The organism is Streptomyces sp. NBC_01264, assembly GCF_026340675.1.
In the GTDB taxonomy this organism is placed as follows: domain Bacteria; phylum Actinomycetota; class Actinomycetes; order Streptomycetales; family Streptomycetaceae; genus Streptomyces.
In genome coordinates this window covers 6859472-6877614 of sequence record NZ_JAPEOX010000001.1, presented here as the reverse complement: position 1 = coordinate 6877614, position 18143 = coordinate 6859472, and the positions used below count along the sequence as shown (strand labels likewise).

Sequence of the window (18143 nt, the reverse complement as noted above, 5' to 3'; positions counted from 1 at the left end):
CCCGCCCTTCGCCCGTTCCCCGGGGCTCCGCCCCGCAGGGCTACGCGGAGCCGGTCAGGCGGGACAGGGCTTCCGGAAGGGGGAGTTCCTCGCGGGTGCCGGAGCGGCGGTCCTGGAGCTCGACCACCGACTCCGCCGAGCGGCGGCCCGCCACCAGGATCCACGGGACCCCGATGAGCTCCGCGTCCGTGAGCTTCACCCCGGGCGACAGGCCCGGCCGGTCGTCCAGGAGGACCCGGAGACCCGCCCCGGCCAGGGACTCCGCCGCCGACTCCGCGAGAGCGAGCGGCACCGCCTTCCCCGCCGCCACGACGTGCACGTCGGCCGGGGCCACCGCCGCCGGCCAGCACAGGCCCCGTTCGTCCGCCGTCTGCTCGGCCAGTGCGGCCACCGCGCGGGAGACGCCGATCCCGTAGGAGCCCATGGTGACGCGGACCGGCTTGCCCTGCGCTCCGAGGACGTCGAGCCCGAACGCGTCCGCGTACTTGCGGCCGAGCTGGAAGATGTGCCCGATCTCGATGGCCCGGTCGAGCCGCAGCCCGGCGCCGCAGGAGGGGCAGGGGTCGCCCTCCTCGACGACGACCACGTCCAGGTACCGGTCCACCTCGAAGTCCCGCCCGCAGACCACGTTCCGGGCGTGCGTATCGGGCCGGTTGGCCCCCGTCACCCAGGAAGTGCCCGGCGCGACGCGCGGGTCGGCGAGGTAGCGGACCTTCTCCAGGCCCTGCGGGCCCACGTAGCCCCGTACGAGATCGGGCCGGCCCGTGAAGTCCTCCGCCGTCACCAGCTCCACGACCGCCGGGGCCAGGTGCTCGCCGAGCTTGCCCAGGTCGACCTCCCGGTCGCCCGGTACGCCGACGGCGGTGATCTCGCCGTCCACCTTCACGAGGAGGTTCTTCAGCGTCGCGGACGCGGGCACGCCCAGGTGCGCCGCCAGGGTCTCGATGGTCGGTGTGTCGGGCGTCGGGATCTCCTCCAGGGGGCCGTGCTCCCCCTCGGCCGGCGTCAGGGCGAAGGTCACCGCCTCCGTGTTGGCCGCGTAGCCGCAGGAGGGGCAGTCCGCGAAGGTGTCCTCGCCGGCCGCGGCCGGAGCCAGGAACTCCTCCGACGCCGATCCGCCCATCGCGCCCGACACCGCGGACACCACCCGGTGGTCGAGGCCGAGCCGCTCGAAGATGCGTACGTAGGCCTCGCGGTGGAGCCGGTAGGACTCCGCCAGGCCCTCGTCGGACACGTCGAAGGAGTACGAGTCCTTCATCTGGAACTCGCGGCCCCGCAGGACGCCCGAGCGGGGCCGCGCCTCGTCGCGGTACTTGGTCTGGATCTGGTACAGCATGACCGGCAGGTCCTTGTAGGACGTGCACTGGTCCTTGACCACCAGGGTGAAGATCTCCTCGTGGGTGGGGCCGAGCAGATAGTCGGCGCCCTTGCGGTCCTTGAGCCGGAAGAGCAGGTCCCCGTACTCCGACCAGCGCCCGCTGACCTCGTACGGCTCCTTCGGCAGCAGCGCCGGGAGCAGCACTTCCTGCGCCCCGATCCCGTCCATCTCCTCGCGGACGATGCGCGAGACATTGTCCAGGACCCGCTTGCCGAGCGGCAGCCAGCTCCACACCCCGGCGGAGCTGCGCCGGACGTAGCCGGCCCGGACCAGGAGGCGGTGGCTGAGGGTTTCGGCGTCGGCGGGGTCCTCGCGGAGGGTCTTGGCCATGAGGCGGGACATGCGCTGCACGTGTTGCGTTGACATGACGCGAGGCTATCGGGGGCTCCGGGGCGCGCGGAAACGGATAGAGCGACTCAGGGGTCCGGGCCGTACGGGGTCAGGGCCTGCGCAGCGGCAGCGGGGCGCCCATGACGGCGTACGGGAGGCTCGCGCTCGGGAAGAGGACCTGGCGGGCCAGGTCCGTGTAGCCGAGGGAGCGGTACAGGCCCCGGGCGGGGCTGTCGGTGTCGATGGCGGAGAGGATCGAGCGGTCCTCGGCTGCGGTGTCGGTGATGAGGGTGATGAGGGCGCGGCCGACGCCCTTGCCCTGGAACCCGGGGTGGACGTGGAGCTCGGTGATCACGAAGGAGCCGTCGAGCCAGCCTTCGTGGCCGCCGGTCCGCAGGTAGGGCTCGACGACTCCGGACCACCAGTGCGCGCGGTCGTTGGGCATGCCGTAGACGAACCCGGCGAGGCCCCCGTCCTCGGTGAACGCGCCGAGCGCGCGGGCGCCGCGGCAGGTCATGTGGCGCTGGACGATGTAGCGCCGGATGCCGACCTCCTCCTCGCTGAGGCCGAAGGCCATGGCCTGCACGCGCAGGGCCTCGTCGACCCGGGCGGCCAGGTCGAGGGGGCCGATGCGCAGTCCGGCAGGCCGGCCGGGGTCTGCTCCCGCGGGGGTTGGCATCATGCGGCGACCTTACTGGCCGGGCGTGCGCTCGAACAGGAAGATCGGAACAGCACGCCAGGAAACGGCACGCCCGGAAACGGGAGGCCCCGGTGCCCGACGCTCAGCACGGCACGGCACGGCACGCTTCAGAACAGCACGCTCATGAACGCGCCGACCTCGCGGAAGCCGACCCGGTGGTAGGAGGCGCGCGCGGCGGTGTTGAAGTCGTTGACGTACAGGCTGACCACGGGGGCCACGTCCCGCAGCGCGTACGCGACGACGGCGGCCATCCCGGTCTCGGAGTGCCCGCGTCCGCGGAACTCGGGGGCCACCCAGACGCCCTGGATCTGGCAGGCGCGGGAGGTCGCGGCGCCGATCTCGGCCTTGAAGACCACCTTGCCGTCCTCGACGCGGGCGAAGGAGCGGCCGCTTGCGACCAGCTCCGCCACCCGGGCCTGGTAGAGCAGGCCGCCGTCGCCGGTCATCGGGGAGATGCCGACCTCCTCGGTGAACATGGCCACGCACGCGGGCATGATCAGGTCCATCTCGTCCTTGCGGATCCGCCGCACCCGGGGGTCGGCGGTCACCGTGGTGGACGGCTGCTCCATGATCATGAGCGGCTGTCGGGAGCGGACGTCGCGGGCCGGGCCCCAGCTGGGCTCCAGGAGCTGCCAGAGCAGTCCCGTCGCCTGGGCGGGGCCGACGATGGAGGAGCAGCGGCGGCCGGTGCGCCGGGCGCGGTCGGCGAAGGCCCGTACGGCGTCGGGGCCGGCGCAGACGGGCACCAGGTTGGCTCCGGCGTAGCAGAGGGAGCGGAGCTCGCCGTCGGCGTACCAGCCCCACATCTCGCCGCCCAGGCGCCACGGGTCGAGCCCGGCGATCTGGACCCGGGAGGTGACGAAGGCGTTCTCGACCGGCTCGCGGCCGAGGATGTCGAGCGCGGCGTCAAGATCACTGGGCTCAAGGACCCGGGTGGTGGTCTGCGTCAACACTGGGGCCTCACCATGCAAGTCTGCTGATCTCCGCACTCTACCCGGACCGGCTCCGAGATGCCTTCGAGGCCCCTCGGAGCGGGCGCTCGGAGCGCTCCCGGGCCGGGCCGGCCCGGAGGCCCGCATGCCGACGGGCCCGGGGCCGCACCTGCGGCTCCGGGCCCGTCGGGTCCATCAGCGTGTCTTCCGCGGGGACGGCTGGTCGCCGATCCGGCTAGACGCCGATCGCGACGGTCGGCTCGCCCGACATCACGCCGTCCTTCTCCATCTGCTCGGCGATCTTCATCGCCTCTTCGATGAGGGTCTCGACGATCTTCGACTCGGGGACGGTCTTGATGACCTCGCCCTTGACGAAGATCTGGCCCTTGCCGTTGCCGGAGGCGACGCCCAGGTCGGCCTCACGGGCCTCGCCGGGGCCGTTGACGACGCAGCCCATGACCGCGACGCGCAGCGGGACCTCCATGCCCTCCAGGCCCGCCGTGACCTCCTCGGCCAGCTTGTAGACGTCCACCTGGGCACGCCCGCAGGACGGGCAGGAGACGATCTCCAGGCGGCGCGGCTTGAGGTTCAGCGACTCCAGGATCTGGATGCCGACCTTGATCTCCTCCACCGGCGGGGCCGACAGCGAGACGCGGATCGTGTCGCCGATGCCCTCGGAGAGCAGTGCGCCGAAGGCGACGGCGGACTTGATCGTGCCCTGGAACGCCGGGCCGGCCTCGGTGACGCCGAGGTGCAGCGGGTAGGTGCACTGGGCGGCCAGCTGCCGGTAGGCGTTGACCATGACGACCGGGTCGTTGTGCTTGACCGAGATCTTGATGTCGCTGAAGCCGTGCTCCTCGAAGAGGGAGGCCTCCCACAGCGCGGACTCGACGAGCGCCTCGGGGGTGGCCTTGCCGTACTTCTTCAGCAGTCGCGCGTCGAGCGAGCCGGCGTTCACGCCGATCCGGATCGGGGTGCCGGCGTCCTTGGCGGCCCGCGCGATCTCCTTGACCTTGTCGTCGAACTGCTTGATGTTGCCCGGGTTCACGCGGACGGCGGCGCAGCCGGCGTCGATCGCGGCGAACACGTACTTCGGCTGGAAGTGGATGTCGGCGATGACCGGGATGTTCGACTTCTTCGCGATCACGGCGAGCGCGTCGGCGTCGTCCTGCGTCGGGCAGGCCACGCGGACGATGTCACAGCCGGACGCGGTGAGCTCCGCGATCTGCTGGAGCGTGGCCCCGATGTCGGAGGTCCTGGTGGTGGTCATCGACTGCACGGAGATCTGTGCGTCTCCGCCGACGGCGACCGAGCCGACCTGGATCTTGCGACTGAACCTGCGGTCGGCAAGCTTCGTCGGCACGGCCGGCATTCCGAGAGAGATGGCAGTCATCTGCTGTGCAACCCCAAGGTGTGGATATAGGTGCCGGGATCGGCGGGCTCCAACATCCGAGATTACGCCAACCGTCGCGGCTCCCGTGCATCGCCGGTCGTGCACCACTCGAACGTAGGGAGCCGGGCACGATGCGTGCCCGGCTCCGAATCGCGTGCTGTACGGACGGCCGGCGGACCGTGCGCGTCCGGGCGGCCCGCAAGGCGGCCCGCCGATCTTTCGATCAGGTGATTTTAATGGGATTGACCACGTCCGCGGCCAGCACCAACAGGGTGAAGCAAAGGAAAACTCCAGCCACCACGTACGCGGCGGGCATCAGCTTCGCCACGTCGAACGGGCCCGGGTCGGCGCGCCGGAAGACCCGGGCGAAGGCCCTGCGCACGGACTCCCACAGGGCGCCCGCGATGTGCCCGCCGTCCAGGGGCAGCAGGGGCAGCATGTTGAACAGGAAGAGGGAGAGGTTGAACATGCCCAGGACGTTCAGCATGATCGACATCCGCTGCTCGCTGGGGATGTCCAGGGCTGCGATCTCCCCGTTGATCCGGGCCGCGCCGACGATGCCCATCGGGGAGTCGGGCTCCCGCTCGGCTCCGTTGAAGACCGAGTTCCACAGGGCCGGGATCTTGCCCGGGAGCTGGGCCAGGCCCTGCACGCTGCTCTGGACGACCTCGCCGACCCGGTCCGCGGACTGGGTGAAGGTGAGCGGGGCGATCACGGACTTCGGGCCGACGCCGAGGTAGCCGGCCGAAACGTACTCGCCCTTGACGTAGCCGCCGTGCCCGTCGGTCTTGCCCACGCGGTTCTCCACGAGGCTGGCGTTCAGGGTGACCTTCTGCCCGTCGCGCAGGACGGTGAGGGTGGCGGGTCCGATGGTGTTGCGGATGTCCTTCTGGAGCGCGTCCCAGTCCTCGACCGGCTTGCCCTGGAAGGCAATGATCTTGTCGCCGGCCTGCACGCCCGCGGCCTTGGCCGGGGCCGCCGGGTCGCCGGCCTTGCAGGTGTCGCGGTTCTCGCTCTGCTTGATCACGCAGTCGGTGACGGTCTGGACCTGGGTGGTCGTCTGCTGCACCCCGAAGGTCATCCACACGCCGAAGAAGATCGCCATCGCGAGGACCAGGTTCATGAACGGTCCCGCGAACATCACGATCACGCGCTTCCACGGCTTGCGCGTGTAGAAGAGCCGCGATTCGTCGCCCGGCTGCAGTTCCTCGTACGCCGCCGAGCGCGCGTCCTCGATCATGGAGCGGAACGGCGACGTGGAGCGGGCGGTGACCTTGCCGTCCTCCCCCGGCGGGAACATCCCGATCATGCGGATGTAGCCGCCCATCGGGATGGCCTTGAGCCCGTACTCGGTGTCGCCCTTCTTGCGCGACCAGATGGTCCGGCCGAAGCCGACCATGTACTGGGGCACGCGGATGCCGAAGAGCTTGGCCGTGGAGAGGTGGCCGAGCTCGTGCCAGGCGATCGAGAAGAGCAGCCCGACGACGAAGACGAGCACGCCGATCAGGGTCAGCAGTACGGTCATGCGCGCGCCTCCACGGCGGCCCGAGCCGCCATCTCCTGTGCCCGGGCCCTGGCCCAGGTCTCCGCTTCAAGGACGTCCGCGACGGTGAGAGAAGTTCCCCTGGCGGGGGTTCCGTGCTCATCGACCACCGCAGAGACGGTATCCATGATTGCTGTGAACGGGAGCCGACCGGCCAGGAACGCCTCTACGCACTCCTCGTTCGCCGCATTGAACACGGCGGGCGCGGTCCCGCCCAGCGCGCCCACGTGCCGGGCCAGGCCCACCGCGGGGAAGGCCTCGGTGTCCAGGGGGAAGAACTCCCAGGTGGACGCCTTGGTCCAGTCGAAGGCGGTGGACGCGTCCGGGACCCGCTGGGGCCAGCCGAGACCGATCGCGATCGGGCCGCGCATGTCCGGCGGGGTGGCCTGGGCCAGCGTGGAGCCGTCCGTGAACTCCACCATGGAGTGCACGTACGACTGCGGGTGGACCACGACCTCGATCCGCTCGAAGGGGATGTCGTAGAGCAGGTGGGCCTCGATGACCTCCAGGCCCTTGTTGACCAGGGTCGCCGAGTTGACGGTGATCACCGGGCCCATCGCCCAGGTCGGGTGGGCCAGGGCGTCCTGCACCGTGACCGAGGCCAGCTCGGCACGGGTGCGGCCCCGGAAGGGCCCGCCGGAGGCCGTGACCACGAGCTTCCGCACCTCGGCGCGGGTGCCCGCGGCCAGGGCCTGGAAGAGCGCCGCGTGCTCGGAATCGACCGGGATGATCTGGCCCGGCTTCGCCAGGGCCTTCACCAGGGGGCCGCCGACGATCAGCGACTCCTTGTTCGCGAGGGCCAGGGTCCGCCCGGCGCGCAGTGCGGCGAGGGTGGGCGCGAGGCCGATGGAACCGGTGATGCCGTTGAGCACGGTGTGGCACTCGGAGGCGGCGAGCTCGGTCGCGGCGTCCGGTCCCGCGAGGATCTCCGGCAGCGGCTCACCGGCGCCGTACTCGGCGTCCAGGGCCTCCTTGAGGGCCGGTACGACGTCTTCGCGCGCGACGGCCACCGTGTTCACGCGCAGCAGCCTGGCCTGCTCGGCCAGCAGCGCGACCCGGCCGCCGGCGGCGGACAGGGCCGTGACCCGGAACCGGTCCGGGTTGCGCAGGGCGAGGTCGATGGCCTGGGTCCCGATGGACCCGGTGGAGCCGAGGATGACGATGTCCCGACGGCCGGCCGCGGGGTCGAAGAGGAGGTGCGGATCGGCGAGGGGAGATGGGCGGTCGCTCATGGACCCATTGTTGCCGCAACTCAGGGGCGCCCGGACACTGAGCCCCCTTCCGTGACCCGAAGGAGAAGGTGCGGGAGCGTTCCGGCGAAGTCCGGGAGGGTACTGGCCACCCGCCACCAGGCGTCCGGATCGGAGCCGAGGGCCAGCGCGAACAGCCGGTCGGCCTCGGACCGCGCGGCGATCACCGGGGCCGCCGGTGCGTGGCGGTCGGGGTGGTCCACCTCACCCAGCCAGTGGTCCTCGTCCAGGGCCCAGCAGGCCGGCGCCTTGTGCCGGATCACGTCCTCGCCCGAGAGCAGCCCGCGGGCGAGGCAGTCGCGCACCCACCGGATGTCCTCCTGGACGGACTCCATGGGCACCGCGAGGCTCGCCAGGGCCAGTTCGCGGTCCACGCCCGCGACGGGCTCGGCGCCCCCGGGCGCCACGGAGCGCACCGCCTCGGCGAGCCCGGGGACCGCTGGTGCGTCGGCGGGCTCCGGCAGGGTGCCGCGCACGATCCGGGCCACCAGGACCGGCAGGGTGCCCGGGAAGGAGGGGGCGTGGCGCAGCAGCTCGGCCCAGAGCCGGGGGTCGTCGCGCAGGGGGCGCAGGGCGCGGGCGACGGCCGTGCGCATCCCGGTCCGCTCGGGCAGGGTCCAGCGCAGGCCGCGGGCCCCGGTCAGGTCGGTGAGGAGCAGGGTGCGGTGCGCGGGGGTCACGTGGGCGACGAGCTCCTCGTGCGTGACCCGGCCCATCCGCACGGCGCGGACGGCGGGCCGGTACCAGAAGCGCGTCCGCGGGGCCGCGCTCGCGAGCAGCCCGTGGACGGCGTCCCTGGGCAGGTCCAGGGCGAGCAGCAGGGCTTCGACGGAGCCGGCCGGCAGCGGCAGGCGGAGGTGTTCGGCGAGCAGGGGCTCCGGGTCCGGGTCGTGGGGCAGCGCCAGGACGTCCAGCGCGACCCGTGGCCGGCGGCCGTGCCGGCGCAGCAGGCCGATGAGCTCGGCCGCGGTGAGCGGCTCCTCGAGGGGGTCGCGGCCGAGCTCGGCGCGGAGCACCGGCAGGAGCTCGGCGGGGGTCCGGCGGCGGGCGTACCGGGCGGGGCCGGGCAGGCCGGGCAGCGGCCGGCCCACGACGCGGGGGTTGCGGGCGACGTAGCTGCGGTCGCTCTCGCCTCCGTGCCGGAGCAGGAGGGTGACGGTCGAGGCCGACAGCCATTCGTCCCGGCACAGGTACTTGAAGGCGGGCTTGTCGAGCCGGCCGATCATGTCGGTGACGACGTGGTCCGGTGCGTGGCGCATCACGTGCGCCACGCACCAGGCCAGCCGTCGGCTGGCGCGGTCTTCCTCGGCCGTCGGCATCGTTCTCGTCCGCCTCGCGCTGTGCTCGTACACGTACCCGTACTCATCCTCGTACGCCGCTGCGACGTCCGGCGATGATTTCAGCTCAGCGCAGCGGCCGGTGGACATTTTCACGGGTCGAGGGGCCGGGGGTGGCGTCGGCGATCCACGGACCGTCGCCCGACGGGTCCAGGACGCCCTCCTCCAGCCAGGTGTAGGTACCGGACAGGACCCCGGCCACGACCTTGCGGTCCAGGTCGTCGGTGTTGTCCCAGAGGCGCCCGAAGAGCTCCTCCACGCGGAGCCGGGACTGCCGGCAGAAGGCGTCGGCCAGCTGGTAGGCCTCCCGGCCGTGCTCGCCGGAGGCCCGCAGGTGTTCGGCGCGCACGCAGGCCGCGCTCATCGCGAAGAGCTCGGCGCCGATGTCGACGATCCGGCCGAGGAACCCCTGCTTGGTCTCCATCCGGCCCTGCCAGCGGGACATCGCGTAGAAGGTGGACCGGGCGAGTTTGCGCGACCCGCGTTCGACGTAGCGCAGGTGGGTGGCGAGGTCGGGGTGGCCGCTCGGGTGGAAGGCCCGGTAGGTGCCGGGGACCTGGCCCGCGCCGGTGGCGAGCTGCGGCAGCCAGCGGGCGTAGAACCCGGCGGCGCGGGCGCCCGCCTTCGCCTTGTCGCCCAGTGCCTTGTCCGGGTCGATGAGGTCGCCGGCCACCGACAGGTGGGCGTCCACGGCCTCGCGGGCGATCAGCAGGTGCATGATCTCGGTGGATCCCTCGAAGATCCGGTTGATCCGCAGGTCGCGGAGCATCTGCTCGGCCGGCACGGCCCGCTCGCCGCGGGCCGCGAGGGACTCGGCGGTCTCGAAGCCGCGTCCGCCGCGGATCTGGACCAGCTCGTCGGCCATCAGGCAGGCCATCTCGGAGCCGTAGAGCTTGGCGAGGGCGGCCTCGATGCGGATGTCGTTGCGGTCCTCGTCGGCCATCTGGGAGGCCAGGTCGACCACGGCCTCCAGGGCGAAGGTGGTGGCCGCGATGAAGGAGATCTTGGAGCCGACGGCCTCGTGCAGGCCGACCGGCCGTCCCCACTGCTCGCGTACGCCGGACCATTCGCGGGCGATCTTCAGGCACCACTTCCCCGCGCCCACGCACATGGCGGGCAGCGACAGCCGGCCGGTGTTCAGCGTGGTCAGCGCGATCTTCAGCCCGGCGCCCTCGGCGCCGATGCGCTGGGACGCGGGGACCCTGACCCGGTGGAAGCGGGTGACGCCGTTCTCCAGGCCGCGCAGGCCCATGAAGGCGTTGCGGTGCTCGACGGTGATGCCCGGCGAGTCGGCCTCGACGACGAAGGCGGTGATCCCGCCGCGGTGGTTCTCGCTCTTCGGCACCCGGGCCATGACGACGAGCAGGTCGGCGACGACCCCGTTGGTGGTCCAGAGCTTCACGCCGTCCAGGACGTACGCGTCCTCCCCGTCCGGGACCGCCGTGGTGGCCAGCCGCGCCGGGTCGGAGCCGACGTCCGGCTCGGTGAGGAGGAAGGCGCTGATGGCGGTGGTCGCGCAGCGCGGCAGGTAGGCGTCCTTCTGCTCCTGGGTGCCGAACATCTTCAGCGGCTGCGGCACGCCGATCGACTGGTGGGCGGAGAGCAGGGCGCCGATGGCCGGGCTGACGGAGCCGGCCAGGGCGAGCGCCTTGTTGTAGTAGACCTGGGTGAGGCCGAGGCCCCCGTACTTCGGGTCGATCTTCATGCCGAGCGCGCCGAGCTCCTTGAGCCCGCGCACGGTCTCGTCGGGGATCTTCGCCTCGCGCTCGATGCGCGCTCCGTCGACGGAGGTCTCGCAGAACTCCCGCATCCGGGCCAGGAAGGCCTCCCCGCGCCGGACGTCCTCCTCGGCGGGGAGCGGGTGGGGGTGGATCAGGTCCAGCCGGAAGCGGCCGAGGAACAGCTCCTTGGCGAAGCTCGGCCGCTGCCAGTTCTGTTCCCGGGCCGCTTCCGCGACCTGTCGTGCCTCGCGCTCGGTCACCTTGGGCGGTGCGGACTGTGCGGGCGCCGCGGGTTCTGCGGGTTCTGCGGTCGGAAGGGGCTCTGCGGGTTGTGCGGGCTGTGGTGCGGACATGAGGGGGCTCACCTCGCCGCCGATGGAGGGGGTGCTTACCGGTGGGTGCTACCAGTGAGTCGTACCCGTTTCGGGCGCCGGGGAAGCGGCGGCGAACGAGGGACGGCCGGAGCCCGGAGCCTGGAGCCCGCTCAGGCGCCGTGAGGGTCCACGGCCAGCCGGGCGACCCGCGCCGCGTGCGGCACGAGGTAGAAGTGGTCGCCCTCGAGGACGTGGGACGTGAAGGCGCCCGTGGTGACCGTCGACCACGCCTGCGCGCCCAGCGGGGTGACGCGGGGATCGCGGTCACCCGTGAGGGTCATGACGTCCGCGCGCAGCAGCGGTGCGTCCTCGCGGCGCCGGTAGGAGTCGATCAGGCGGAAGTCGTTGCGGACCACCGGCAGGAACAGCTCGCGCATGTCCGGGTCGTCCCAGAGCGCCGCGTGGGGACCGCCCAGCGAGGTGACGGCCGCGATCAGCTCCTCGTCGGTGCGCGGAGGGCGCACGGCGGCGGGTGCGGGGAGTCCGCGGCCCGAGACGCACAGCCGCGTGACGTGGGCCGCGCCCGCGGCTTCGAGGCGCAGGAGGCTCTCGTACGCCACGGCCGCGCCCATGCTGTGCCCGAGGAGCACCGTGGGCACGGGAGTTTCGGCCAGGAGCGCCGCGGCGATCTGGGGTGACAGCGCGTCCATCGTCGGGATCAGCGGTTCGCCGATGCGGCTCTCGCGTCCCGGGTAGCGCACGGCGACGACCTCGACCGAGGGATCCAGGTGCCCGGGCCAGTCGCGGAAGAAGCCCGCGCCGCCTCCCGCGTGCGGGAAGCACACCAGGCGCAGGGCGGGGTCTGCGACGGGGCGGTGGCGGACCAGGTAGGAGGACATTGCGACTCGATTCGTCGGCCGGGGTTCGTCTCGCCCAGCGTGCCGGGACTGCGCACCTGGGCCCTGACGACCCTGCCACACGCCGTTTTCGCGGGTCGCGTGGGTGGAACGGGCGGAAGTCGGGCGGGGCGGGAGCGGGGTGGAAAAGGAGACGGCCGGAGCCCCCGCACAGTAGGCTCCGGCCGTCGGCTCAGTGGCCGTACGAGTGGGTCAGATGTCGAGGCCGCTGAGGACCAGGACCCGCTCGTAGGTGTAGTCGTCCATCGCGTAGCGCACGCCCTCGCGGCCCACACCGGACTGCTTGACGCCGCCGTACGGCATCTGGTCGGCGCGGTAGGAGGGGACGTCGCCGACGATCACGCCGCCGACCTCCAGCTCGCGGTGGGCGCGGAACGCGGTCTGGATGTTCCGCGTGAAGACGCCGGCCTGCAGACCGAACTTCGAGTCGTTGACGGCGGCGAAGGCCTCGTCGGTGTTCTCGACCCGGCGCAGGGTGAGGACCGGTCCGAAGACCTCCTCGGTGGCCAGGGTGACGCCCTCGGGCACCTCGGCGACGACGGTGGGCTCGTACGAGGCACCCTCGCGCTTGCCGCCCGTGAGCAGCTTGGCGCCGGCGGCGACGGCCTCGTCGACCCAGGACTCGACCCGCTTGGCGGCGTCCTCGGAGACGAGGGGGCCGACGTCGGTGGCGGAGTCGTTCGGGTCGCCGGTGACCTGGGCCTGGACCTTCGCGACGACCTTCTCGACGAGGCGGTCGTAGACGGAGGCGTCGGCGATCACGCGCTGCACGCCGATGCAGGACTGGCCGGCCTGGTAGTTCGAGAAGGTCGCGATGCGGGTCGCGGCCCAGTCGAGGTCGGCCTCCGAGGACCAGTCCTCCAGGACCACGGCCGCGGCGTTGCCGCCGAGCTCCAGGGTGCAGTGCTTGTGGGGCACGGCCTGCTGGATGGCGTAGCCGACCTTGTCCGAACCGGTGAAGGAGATGACGGGCAGGCGCTCGTCCTTGACCAGCTCCGGCATCTTGTCGTTGGCGACGGGGAGCACGGACCAGGAACCGGCGGGCAGGTCGGTCTCGGCGAGCAGCTCGCCGAGGATCAGACCGGAGAGCGGGGTGGCCGGGGCCGGCTTCAGGATGATCGGCGCGCCGACGGCGATGGCGGGGGCCACCTTGTGGGCGCACAGGTTCAGCGGGAAGTTGAAGGGCGCGATGCCCAGGACCGGACCCTTGACGAAGCGGCGGGTCAGGGCCAGGCGGCCGACGCCACCGGCGTCGGTGTCCAGGCGCTGGGCCTCGCCGCCGTTGAAGCGGCGGGCCTCTTCGGAGGCGAAGCGGAACACGGACACCGCACGGCCGACCTCACCGCGGGCCCACTTGATCGGCTTGCCGTTCTCGGCGGAGATCAGCAGCGCGATCTCCTCGGTGCGCTCGGCGAGCCGGCGGGCGACGTGAGCCAGGGCCTCGGCGCGTACGTGGGCCGGGGTGGCGGAGAACTCCGCGGTCACGGCGTACGCGGCGGCGACGGCCTCTTCGACCTGGGCGTCGGTCGGGACGCTCACGGTGCCGACGAGGCGGCCGTCCCACGGGGAGTGGACGTCGAAGCTGTCGTCGCCCGTGGCCTGGCGGCCGGCGAGCCAGAAGGCGTGGGTGGAAGTCATGCTGATCCCGGCCCTTCGGAGTGTGTGCGGTGGGTCCTTGTCCCCTCCACCGTAGGACTCCGCCGGGCTTTCGGCGTTTGTCCGGGGTGGAGTACGTGCGTGGCGCGGCGCGCCGCTTTGTCAGTGTCGGGGCATCCGCCGCCCATGCGGGGCCCCGCATGGGGCTGTACGGGGCCCGGCTGCACGGGGCTCCGGCCTGCCCCGGGGCGGCGGCGCTGCGCGGGGGCGGCTGTGCGAGGCGGGAGTTCCCCTACCCGCCCTTCGCCCGTTCCCCGGGCTGTGCCCGGACCCCTTCTGGGGCTCCGCCCGGGTGCGGGTCCGGGCGCAGCCCGGGGAACGGTGGAAGGGCGGGTAGGGGACCCCAGCCCCGCATGGCCCACCCACCCGCACCCGCCCACCGGGCCCCACGCCGGGACGGCGGTGGCGGGCACACCGACCCGCCACCGCCGGACGGAGTCCGGCGCAGCGCCGCGAAGCCCGCGCAGCGGTGCGAGCGGCGCGTCAAGAAGGGGCGGGGTGCGTCAAGAAGGGGCGGCCGCGGTGGCCTTCAGGGCGAGCCACAGCTCCATGCGGACGTCCGGGTCGTCGAGGGAGCGGCCCAGGATCTCCTCCACCCGCCGCATCCGGTAGCGCAGCGTGTGACGGTGCACCCCCAGATCGGCCGCCGCCGCGTCCCACTGCCCGTGCCGGGAGAGCCAGGCCTGGAGGGAGGCCACCAGATCGCCCCGGCCCTTCTCGTCGTGCTCGCGCAACGCCCGCAGGGTGCCGTCCGCGAAGGCCCGTACCGCGTCGTCGGCGAGCAGCGGGAGGACCGAGCCCGCGGCCAGGTCCTCGTGTTCCACCAGCGGGCGGCCGCGCCGCCGGGCCACGGCCAGGGCCTGGTCGGCCTGCTTGAAGGCCGCCGCCACGCCGGAGGCCGCCGCGGGGGCCGACAGGCCGAGGACCAGCTCGTCCGGCTCCGGCTCACCCGCCTCGCGGCCGCGGCGCGATTCCAGTGCCTCCGCGTGTTCCACGCACGCCTGGACCGCCGAGCCCCCGTCGGCCGCCAGCACCACGAGCCGGCCCGGCTCCGGCACCACCAGCAGGGTCTCCCCCGTGCGCGCCGCCGCCGACTCCACGGCGTCGGCCAGCATCGCCAGCCCCTCCGGCTGGGAGGTGCCCGCGAGGGCCGGTTCCGCCACGAGGATCCGGAACGGTGCGTCCAGCAGGGCCCCGTACAGGTCGCCGGCCACGGCCTGGGCGTGCTCCGCCTGGCCGGCGAGGAGCATGCGCAGCACGGCGGCGCCGAGCCGGGACTCCGCGTCGTGCAGGGAGCGGGAGCGTTCGGTGGTGAGGGTCAGCAGGGCCACCGCGGAGTGGACGGCGTACCGCTCCGCCGTGCCGAGCGGGGCCGCGGTGCCGACCGCCAGCGCGCCCCGCGCCCGGCGCCCGGTACCGAGGGACTGGAGTTCCACCCGGTCCTCGGAGCCGCCGACCACGGCGCTGGCCGGGGCCGGCCGCTCCCGCAGCCGTTCCACGTCGGGGGTGAGCCGGGCGGCCCGGCGTGCGGCCCAGTCGGGCGCGGCCGCGACGACGGCGCCCGAGGTGTCGTACAGGGCGGCCCAGCCGTGCACGTGCGCCGCCAGCTTCGTCAGCAGTTCGGCGGGCCCGTCGGCGGACAGCGCGGCCCGGGTCAGCTCGCGCTGCGCCTCGAAGCCGGCGGTCACGGCCCGGTACTGGTCGGCGGCCAGCGCGGCGGAGACGGCCTTGCTGATGGCGAGGAACGGGGTGCGCCGGGGCACCTCCAGCAGCGGCAGGTCCTCGGCGGTGGCGGCTTCCACGAGCGCCTCGGGCACGGCTTCGTAGTTCACCCCGATGGCGAACCCGATGCCGACGACCCCGGCGGCCGCGAGCCTGCGCACGTAGCGCCGCATCTCCTCGGGGTCCTCCGCGTCCAGCTTCATCGCGGTGATGAGGAGGAGCTCCCCGCCCTCCATGTACGGCACGGGGTCGGCGAGCTCACTGACGTGGGCCCAGCGGACGGGAGTGTCCAGGCGGCCCTCCCCCGCCCGGACGCTGAGCTTGAGCGCCGAGTGCTGGACGAGCGAGGCGAGGGTGAGCGGCATGGGTACCGGGGCGCCTTAGGGGGAGGAGGGGTGCGGCGGCGAGGTGCCGACGGAGGATTCTCGCCGTGGACCACCACCGCGGTTTTCGCCGTGTCGTACGAACGGCACCCTCTGATTCTGCCATCCCGTACGGGTTCGCCCCGTCCGGCCGCCGCCTCGACTCATCCCTTCATCCCTTCATCCCTTCATCCCTGCCCGCCGAGCCGCACCAGCAGAGGGGCGACCCGCTCGCCGCGGACGGAGGTCAGGGACAGCACGGCGTGGCCGGGGGGCACCAGGTGCGCCAGGTCGGAGGCAGACCAGCGTTCCCGCTCCACCTGGCGCACGGTCACGGCGTCGGTGGTCACCGCCTTGCCGGAGACCAGTTTCCGGAAGGCGTGGATGGCCCGGGTGAGCGGCTGGTCGGCGAAGACCGTCCGATGGGTGACGTCGCGGGTCTCCACCCATTCGGTGCCCCAGGTCTCGGCGAACCGCTTGCCGTCCCAGGTGGTGACCCCTGAGAAGGCCATCCGGCAGCCCACGGCCCCGAGCAGCGGGGTGCGCAGGGCTTCCGGTACATCGTCCAGGGTGCGCAGCGTGAGGAGGACTCCCGCATTGGCGGAACGGAGCCGCTGGATGCCGCGCACCGCTTCCGGGGTGAGCGTGTGGGAGGCGTCATCGAAGGCGAGGAGCGCGAAGAGCGTGCGGTCGGCGCGGGCCGCGGCGGAGGCGTTGAACTGCGCGAGCAGCAGTCGGGCCAGCATCCGGGAGGCATCGGCGTGCCCGCGCTCGGGAAGGTCCACGCGGACCCGCAGGGGATGTTCCAGGGCCCGCAGGGAGAAGGGCCGCCCGGCGCCGGTGGTGTCGAAGAACCCCGCGAAGGCGGGCCGGTCCAGCAGCGCGACCCGGTCGGCGAGGGCCGGGCCCGGGTCGGCGGGGGCCCCGTGCTGGCGGTCGCGCGCGTCGAGTTCGCGGAGCATCCGGTGCTGTCCGGCGCTCTCCAGGTCCTGGCGCAGGGCGGCGAGGGCGACCGGCACGTGGTCGAGGAGCTCCCGCAGCTCGGGCACGGCGGGGAAACGGCCGTACGCGGCCCGGAAGGGTCCGAGGAGCTGAGCCAGGGCGGTGGCGGCGCGGCGCACGTCGATCCCCGGCAGATCCCCCACGAAGCCCTCCGCGAGCAGCGTGGCGGCCTCGTCGGGGTCGGTCGTGCCCCCGTAGAGATCCAGGTCGTAGACGGAGTCGGGATCGCCGACGCGGACGACGACGTCGTAGCCCTCGTCGGGTCCCAGGGCGGTGCCGGTGGAGGCGACCACGACGACGGCGGCCTGGCCGGCCAGGGCCTGCAGCGCCAGCGACTCCACGACGGGGCGGACCAGGCGGGAGGTCTTGCCCGCGCCGGAGGGGCCGATGGCGAGCAGCGAGGTGCCGAGGACTCCGGGGTCGAGGGCGATGCCGCTGCCGCGGCGGGCGTACGGGTTGCGCTCGCCGTCCTGGACGGTGCCCAGCAGCACCTGCCGGGCGAGCAGATCGTGCCGGGCCGCGCGGGCGGGCAGCTCGCGCGCCCCCGACGGGTGGACGCAGGCCCCGGCACCCTTGTCCCGCACGGCCTCGGCGAAGGCCCGCGTCCGCGAGGGGTCGGCCCGTACGGTCTCCCAGGCGCGCCGGATCCGCACGAAGTCCACGTCGTTCATCCGCCCGCCCACCACCTCGGCCCCGAGCCGATCGGCCACCTCCACCAACCCGGCGGCCCGCACCTCGCTCCAGGCCGCGGGATCGTCGGGGCCACCGGGCTCCACCGCCCGCGGCGCCGGCACCTCGGCCCGCACGGAGCGGCCGCCGAGGATCCGGCGGGTCAGCTCGGGCCAGCGGCCGAGGCGGCCGAAGCCGATGGCGAGGGTCGCCGCGACGATGGCGTACCAGATGTAGGAGGCGACGACGGAGGGGAGCGTCCCGGCCCACGAGTCGGGGGTGAACATGTAGAGCGGCCAGAGCCAGAAGCCGCCGAGGTAGCCGTTCCAGAGGAGGGACCACAGCAGCAGCCCGGCCAGCAGGGAGATGAGAGCCCCGCTGACCAGCTGGCGGGTCGGGGTGACCTCGGGCTCCTGCGCGGCGCGGGGCACGTGCCCGTACGACCAGACGCCGGGGCCGGCGGCGCGGCGCGGGACGCGCAGCCAGTCGCTGAGGGTGGGGCCTGCCTCGGAGCCCCCCGCCGGCACTCGGGCCGACCCCGGGGCGTGGGCGGGCTTCGGCGGGAGTCCGGCAGATCCAGGAGGGGCGGCCGGGCCCTGGATCCCCGGAGGCCCGGCCGGGCGGGGGACGTGCCCGGTGTCCGACGGTGTCCGCCGCTCCCCGCCGTGCGTGCCGTCGGTGTCCATGTAACCCCTGCCCCCTGCCCGTTACCGCGCTGCCCTGCCTGTACTGCATCGCACTGCACTGCGCGCTCAATCTAGTGGCCGTCGCCGCCCCGCGGCCCGTACCCGGGCATGATCCACAAGACATGCGCGGATTCCTCCCTATGGCCGTCACGGACAAGGACACGCGGGGACCACTCCCGAACGGAGCATGCAGGACCCCGCCTCCCGGGCCTAGCCTGCGGACAAAGACAC

General features: G+C 73.2%; 12 protein-coding genes. All 12 read right to left on the bottom strand.

Annotated features, from left to right (window positions below):
* Nucleotides 1-40 precede the first annotated feature (40 nt).
* Nucleotides 41-1744 carry a proline--tRNA ligase gene (locus OG435_RS32220; RefSeq protein WP_266881399.1) on the bottom strand — a complete coding sequence of 568 codons (1704 nt, stop codon included), beginning with the start codon at nucleotides 1742-1744 and terminating at the stop codon, nucleotides 41-43.
* Nucleotides 1745-1817: 73 nt separating this feature from the next.
* Nucleotides 1818-2387, bottom strand: a complete 570-nt coding sequence (locus OG435_RS32215; protein WP_266882281.1) for a GNAT family N-acetyltransferase — start codon at nucleotides 2385-2387, stop codon at nucleotides 1818-1820.
* A gap of 128 nt (nucleotides 2388-2515) precedes the next feature.
* Nucleotides 2516-3361, bottom strand: coding sequence for a GNAT family N-acetyltransferase (locus tag OG435_RS32210; RefSeq protein WP_266881398.1), 846 nt, complete (start codon nucleotides 3359-3361; stop codon nucleotides 2516-2518).
* 214 nt (nucleotides 3362-3575) lie between these two features.
* Entirely contained in the window at nucleotides 3576-4733 is a 1158-nt protein-coding gene (ispG, locus tag OG435_RS32205; RefSeq protein ID WP_266881397.1) for a flavodoxin-dependent (E)-4-hydroxy-3-methylbut-2-enyl-diphosphate synthase, read from the bottom strand.
* 223 nt (nucleotides 4734-4956) lie between these two features.
* The gene (locus OG435_RS32200; protein ID WP_266881396.1) at nucleotides 4957-6258 is read right to left on the bottom strand and encodes a M50 family metallopeptidase; all 1302 of its coding nucleotides are present in this window, start codon (nucleotides 6256-6258) and stop codon (nucleotides 4957-4959) included.
* Nucleotides 6255-7508, bottom strand: a complete 1254-nt coding sequence (dxr, locus tag OG435_RS32195; protein WP_266881395.1) for a 1-deoxy-D-xylulose-5-phosphate reductoisomerase — start codon at nucleotides 7506-7508, stop codon at nucleotides 6255-6257. The genes OG435_RS32200 and dxr overlap by 4 nt, the downstream gene beginning before the upstream one ends.
* Nucleotides 7509-7528: 20 nt before the next feature.
* The gene (locus OG435_RS32190) at nucleotides 7529-8845 is read right to left on the bottom strand and encodes a hypothetical protein (RefSeq protein WP_266881394.1); all 1317 of its coding nucleotides are present in this window, start codon (nucleotides 8843-8845) and stop codon (nucleotides 7529-7531) included.
* 85 nt (nucleotides 8846-8930) lie between these two features.
* Nucleotides 8931-10844, bottom strand: a complete 1914-nt coding sequence (locus tag OG435_RS32185; RefSeq protein ID WP_266881393.1) for an acyl-CoA dehydrogenase family protein — start codon at nucleotides 10842-10844, stop codon at nucleotides 8931-8933.
* 224 nt (nucleotides 10845-11068) lie between these two features.
* The gene (locus tag OG435_RS32180) at nucleotides 11069-11797 is read right to left on the bottom strand and encodes a thioesterase II family protein (protein ID WP_266881392.1); all 729 of its coding nucleotides are present in this window, start codon (nucleotides 11795-11797) and stop codon (nucleotides 11069-11071) included.
* Between the two features lie 210 nt (nucleotides 11798-12007).
* Nucleotides 12008-13453, bottom strand: a complete 1446-nt coding sequence (locus OG435_RS32175) for an aldehyde dehydrogenase family protein (protein WP_266881391.1) — start codon at nucleotides 13451-13453, stop codon at nucleotides 12008-12010.
* Nucleotides 13454-13974: 521 nt separating this feature from the next.
* Nucleotides 13975-15558, bottom strand: a complete 1584-nt coding sequence (locus OG435_RS32170; protein ID WP_266881390.1) for a PucR family transcriptional regulator — start codon at nucleotides 15556-15558, stop codon at nucleotides 13975-13977.
* Nucleotides 15559-15743: 185 nt separating this feature from the next.
* Complete coding sequence (locus OG435_RS32165; RefSeq protein WP_266881389.1) at nucleotides 15744-17912, bottom strand: ATP-binding protein; 2169 nt, start codon at nucleotides 17910-17912, stop codon at nucleotides 15744-15746.
* Nucleotides 17913-18143: the final 231 nt, after the last annotated feature.

What these genes read in the sequence shown, in the direction of transcription:
- OG435_RS32200 (WP_266881396.1), bottom strand. Translation starts at nt 6,258, where the DNA reads ATGACCGTACTGCTGACCCTGATCGGCGTGCTCGTCTTCGTCGTCGGG.
- ispG (WP_266881397.1), bottom strand. Translation starts at nt 4,733, where the DNA reads ATGACTGCCATCTCTCTCGGAATGCCGGCCGTGCCGACGAAGCTTGCC.
- OG435_RS32170 (WP_266881390.1), bottom strand. Translation starts at nt 15,558, where the DNA reads ATGCCGCTCACCCTCGCCTCGCTCGTCCAGCACTCGGCGCTCAAGCTC.
- dxr (WP_266881395.1), bottom strand. Translation starts at nt 7,508, where the DNA reads ATGAGCGACCGCCCATCTCCCCTCGCCGATCCGCACCTCCTCTTCGAC.
- OG435_RS32190 (WP_266881394.1), bottom strand. Translation starts at nt 8,845, where the DNA reads ATGCCGACGGCCGAGGAAGACCGCGCCAGCCGACGGCTGGCCTGGTGC.
- OG435_RS32175 (WP_266881391.1), bottom strand. Translation starts at nt 13,453, where the DNA reads ATGACTTCCACCCACGCCTTCTGGCTCGCCGGCCGCCAGGCCACGGGC.
- OG435_RS32180 (WP_266881392.1), bottom strand. Translation starts at nt 11,797, where the DNA reads ATGTCCTCCTACCTGGTCCGCCACCGCCCCGTCGCAGACCCCGCCCTG.
- OG435_RS32220 (WP_266881399.1), bottom strand. Translation starts at nt 1,744, where the DNA reads ATGTCAACGCAACACGTGCAGCGCATGTCCCGCCTCATGGCCAAGACC.
- OG435_RS32215 (WP_266882281.1), bottom strand. Translation starts at nt 2,387, where the DNA reads ATGCCAACCCCCGCGGGAGCAGACCCCGGCCGGCCTGCCGGACTGCGC.
- OG435_RS32165 (WP_266881389.1), bottom strand. Translation starts at nt 17,912, where the DNA reads ATGGACACCGACGGCACGCACGGCGGGGAGCGGCGGACACCGTCGGAC.